General features: G+C 43.9%; 6 protein-coding genes and 1 pseudogene. 6 read left to right on the forward strand and 1 reads right to left on the reverse strand.

Annotated elements, in window-relative coordinates; genetic code table 11:
• The 6 genes and pseudogenes from H6G26_RS38750 to H6G26_RS38775 form a co-directional block, all read left to right on the forward strand.
• Positions 1-318: DnaB-like helicase C-terminal domain-containing protein (locus H6G26_RS38750; protein ID WP_277883963.1), on the forward strand; the 318-nt coding region annotated here is incomplete at its 5' end.
• A 51-nt stretch (positions 319-369) separates the two neighbouring features.
• Entirely contained in the window at positions 370-750 is a 381-nt protein-coding gene (locus H6G26_RS38755) for a hypothetical protein (protein WP_190737088.1), read from the forward strand.
• Between the two features lie 5 nt (positions 751-755).
• Positions 756-1148, forward strand: a complete 393-nt coding sequence (locus H6G26_RS38760) for an ASCH domain-containing protein (protein ID WP_190737089.1) — start codon at positions 756-758, stop codon at positions 1146-1148.
• Complete coding sequence (locus H6G26_RS38765; RefSeq protein WP_242054307.1) at positions 1145-2731, forward strand: DNA cytosine methyltransferase; 1587 nt, start codon at positions 1145-1147, stop codon at positions 2729-2731. Before H6G26_RS38760 ends, H6G26_RS38765 begins: the two co-directional genes overlap by 4 nt.
• A 27-nt stretch (positions 2732-2758) precedes the next feature.
• Positions 2759-2881 (forward strand): annotated as a pseudogene (locus H6G26_RS44080) (DUF1392 family protein); the annotation flags it as partial.
• Between the two features lie 288 nt (positions 2882-3169).
• Positions 3170-3679 (forward strand): hypothetical protein, encoded by a 510-nt coding sequence (locus tag H6G26_RS38775; RefSeq protein ID WP_190737091.1) that lies wholly within the window; start codon positions 3170-3172, stop codon positions 3677-3679.
• Positions 3680-3994: 315 nt separating this feature from the next.
• Here H6G26_RS38775 and H6G26_RS38780 read toward each other — a convergent pair.
• The coding region (locus H6G26_RS38780) for a WD40 repeat domain-containing protein (RefSeq protein ID WP_190737093.1) at positions 3995-4654 on the reverse strand (660 nt) is incomplete at its 5' end.

Consider the following 4654-nt stretch of genomic DNA (forward strand, 5'->3'; position numbering starts at 1 on the left):
AGCCGGGGATTAAAAAGATTAGCCAAAGATTTGGATGTGCCTGTACTGGCTTTGTCCCAACTCAACCGCGAAGTTGAACACCGTAACGATAAACGCCCTGTACTAAGTGATTTAAAAGACAGTGGTGCTGTTGAGCAAGACAGTGATGTTGTGATCATGCTTTACCGTGAAGAAATGTACAACCCCGATACCCCAGATCGTGGCATTGCTGAGTTAGTCGTTCGCAAGCAACGCAATGGCCCAACTGGTACAGTCAAGCTTTTATTTGACCATCAGTTTACCAGATTCAAGAATTTATCTCGTGGTCGTAGTTTTTAAGGAGCTACTAAAGGATAAACATTGTCTTTTATGCAAGACAGGGAACTGAAAATGATTGAAACTTACCAACAACTTTTACAACAATGGGCGGCTCTTGCCCCTGATGAATGCTCTACTACTCACCGGGATTACAGGTTTAAGGTAAAAGTGCTACCCGAAGTCGAAAAGTGTTCTTTCGATAACCCCTGGCGTTCGGTTACTTCCGAAAACCTTACTTGGCGACTTCATGTAGCTGAAGATGTAATTCTCAGACAGTTGAATTTTGTTCTTCTAACAGTTCTACATCGTTGTTCTGACCGTCAGTCCAATATTCATTTCACTTTCATAGAGCTTGGAACTATCGCCACAATCTGCAACGGGCTGAAGTCGCAAATACATCCACATCCAGCACTTGCAGCGTTGGATGCATACATTCAATTGCTGGAGTTTTAAAACAGATGAAAGCACTTTCAGTTCGTCAGCCTTGGGCATGGGCAATTATTTATGCTCTCAAAAATGTTGAAAACCGTGGCTGGCCTATTCATTATCGCGGCGACATTCTGATTCACGCAGCCAAAACCTGCACCAAAAAAGAGTACCAGTCAGCGAGAGAATTTTGCCAAAGCATGGGGGTAGTAATCCCAGAATTAATCTCTTTACGTCGCGGTCAAGTTATCGGTATTGTCACAATAGTTGACTGCCAATTTTCACAAGTTGCTTCTGGCTGGGGAATGCCTGGGCAATATCACTGGAAACTGGAGAATCCACGCGAGATTACACCGATTCCTTACATTGGGCAGTTGGGAATATTTGAAGTACCCGATGATTTGGTGATGGAGGTGGCTGCATGACTAAATCAGTAATATTTGAGTTATCTGCAATACCCGAAAAATTCTTAGAGGACGACCTTGAAGCCCCACAAATTCATAGTCAAGAATGCCTCTATCCGTATCTCGAAAAGAAAAAATTACTTCACGAAACTGAAGTACATCAAACACCTTCTGGTTCTACTGCACCAGTAGAGGTTACGTTATCTGCGACACCCGAAAAATTCTTAGAGGACGACCTTAAAAGCATACAACTTCATAGCCAAGGATGCCTATACCCGTACCTCGAAAAGAAAAAGCTACTTGATGGTTCAATAGCCTTTTACCCACGAGTTATAGGCCAACGTGACCCAGACAACCCGATTCAGTGGCGATGGGGTTTTAACTGGGAAGAACGAGTTGATGGATTATGGAAAGGACGAAGTATCGGCTCAATTCCCCCTGGCGCTGTCCACATGATTCGTCTAATGCAACAACAGGGGGCAACTAAGGAAGATATTATCGCTTTTATCAAGAGAGCGAAATCCAAAAAGCCATCACCAAAATTAGATGTCTGCAAAAATTTTGATAACACAGATAAAAAACCAATACTCCCAGATGATGCCCCGATCGCCGTAGTACTTTTCGCTGGTGGCGGCGGGATTGAAGCGGGGATGCTTGAAGCTGGTATTCGCCCGGTCATTGCAGTGGAGTTCGACCCGACTAAACCAGAACTGAGTAAGGCGATAGCCAAAACCCATCACCAAAACTTTAGCGAATACGGGTGTAGAGTCGTCCAACTAACAGTGCAAGAAGTAGCACAGTCAGGATTCATAGGTTTTCCCCGCCGCCCCGATTACCTCCATGCCTCCCCAGTATGCGCCAACTTCAGCCAAGCCCACACAGCCAAAGCAGGTAAGGGCGGGGAAACTACCGATGATCTGACGGCTGCATTAGCTGTGGCAGAGGCTATCCGACAGTTACAGCCACGGGTGTTTACCCTCGAAAATGTTCCACGCTATCAAAACAGTCAGAGTTTCAGTATTATTCTGTCAGCTTTGGAAAAAGAGGGGTACTCGGTCGATTACAGCGTGGTCAACATGGGCAAATTCGGACTACCCCAAGCGCGGCGGCGGTTAGTTCTGATTGCAAGTAGGGGTTGTCATGTTGCCCTACCTATGGGAGCTACACCTTGTGGATGGTACGAGGCGATCGCGCATCTCATCCCCACCATGACTGATTCACATCTGCTACCTAAACAGCAACAAGCTTTGGAGAAATTTTTAGCCGGGAATGCGCCAACACCACTGCTAATAGAAAGAGTGGGGGGGCGTACACAGTCTAAATATAAACCTGGACATTTACCTTGCAACACTATCTTGCGATCGCATTTCACAGATCACAAAGGTTGCAACCGTAGTAAGTTCGCTGATATCTGGTTGCCTGATGGTACTGTCAAGTCTTTGTCTATTGAGGGAGCGGCGAAGTTACAGGGTTTTCCTGATTGGTATGAGTTTCCCAACGAGACTGCTACTGCTGGGTCAATTATCGGCTATTCCGTGCCTCCCAGTTTTGCAAGCCAATTATTCATGTCGGCACAAAGTATTTTGAAAGGAGCAAAAGTATGACTAACCGATGGACTAAACTTAGAACAGTGCTGGTACATTTCTCCACCGTGGGGTCAACAAATCCCGCCTCTACTGGTCAGTCTGTTAGAGCGAGTCTATGTTAAATCTGCCAAAGCTTTCGGTTATTGCATTGGCGTGGAGCATTCGTGAGAGATTAAGGTCGGATACTATTTGTTAATAAGCAATAGTAATTGAAATATGCGAAAATCAGGGTCAGAAACACAATTTTTTAGGAAGCGATCGCGTCATTTTAATCCCAGGTACTGTAATACTTGATACACTAGGAGCTAGAAAAAGATTATATAGAAACTTCCCGTATAATAAATAATTAGCCTGCCAAATTCTCGAAAATTTACAGCTTGAAGTCTATCTGTAGATATTTGAGACTAAACTGACGGTATTAGTAAGGTGCGCGAGCAATGCAGAGGAGTTCCAAAAATGAGGATTCTAGAGCAAACTGAAGATGTTTTAAGGCTTCAAAATCCAGCTAGAGATTTTTGGTTTGGCAATATTTACCTCTTCTTTAGCGGCCCACCTATGATGATATTGCTTGCTATGCTTGGTGGGTGGTTGTTCATCTTGTTTTTTGTAGTAGCAGGGTTATTTTGGCTAGCATTGCAGCAGATATGGACAAGTGATGTAGTTAAAAATTGTAGTTTTAATAAAGCTCTCGGCAGAGTAACTATCGAATTTCACGGCTTACAAACTAAAATCAAGGATTTGCGATTGCAAGAGATTCGAAGAGTTGAGGTGAGAAAAAGAACAGCTTTTTACTATGGAGTTGTAGAAGTCTCTCAACTTTGGGTTGTTACCAAATATGCTAAAGCTATTCCTTTATCAGAAGAACGCTACACTCGCTACAACAACGCTTCTCCTTCCTTAGAAACCATCGCTGATCAAGTTCGAGAATTCTTGAGTCTGAACAGCCATATTCGGAACGCAAAGTAGAACGGGCATTTTTTGAACCAGGGAAAGCCCTTTTCTGAGTTACGCGCTCGTCTTTGACGTTACCTTATATTACCGTGGCGAAATCATAGGCGAGGGCATTTCAATCTCGCTGTATCCTCCCCAGAATTGGCTCGTCAAACACCTTCAAGAGTTCGCGCCAACTCTAGAACTGCTCAAGTGGTGGAAGCCATCAGTCCAGGATACTAAAGCTGAAAAAAGAGTACGAGCGTCTGTTTTTGCTGATTCTTCACTCTTCGGTAACAGTTGATTGACCTTTGGGTGCAAAGACAATGGGAAGTGAGTGCAGATATTACATTACTTGTTCCCTTGAAGATCCGGGATTTCTGTCACAGTCCATAAAATTACGGTCTTGTCAAAACTGCTAGAAGCGAGGGTTTTTCCATCTGGACTATACACTGCACCCCAGACAGAATCAGTATGCCCAGTCAGTGTTTTGATGGCTTTACCCGTGTTTATATTCCATATTTTGATCGTTCTGTCTGCACTGCTAGAAGCGAGGGTTTTTCCATCTGGACTATACGCTATGCCCCTGACAGAATTAGTATGCCCAGTGAGTGTTTTGATGGGTTTACCTGTGTTTATATTCCATATTTTGATCGTCTTGTCTCTACTGCTAGAAGCGAGAGTTTTACCATCTGGACTATACGCTACGCCATAGACATAACCAGTATGCCCAGTCAGTGTTCTGATAGGTTTACCCGTGTTTATATCCCATATTCTTATGGTTCTGTCTAAACTACTAGAAGCGAGGGTTTTACCATCTGGACTATACACTATGCCAAAGACAGAATCAGTATGCCCGGTGAGTGTTTTGATGGGTTTACCCGTGTTTATATTCCATATTTTGATGGTATTGTCCCTACTGCTAGAAGCCAGCGTTTTGCCATCTGGACTATACACTATGCCAAAGACAGAATCAGTATGCCCGGTGAGTGTTTTGATGGGTTTACCCGT

Origin of the sequence: Nostoc sp. FACHB-888 (assembly GCF_014696655.1) — a bacterium.
In the GTDB taxonomy this organism is placed as follows: domain Bacteria; phylum Cyanobacteriota; class Cyanobacteriia; order Cyanobacteriales; family Nostocaceae; genus Nostoc.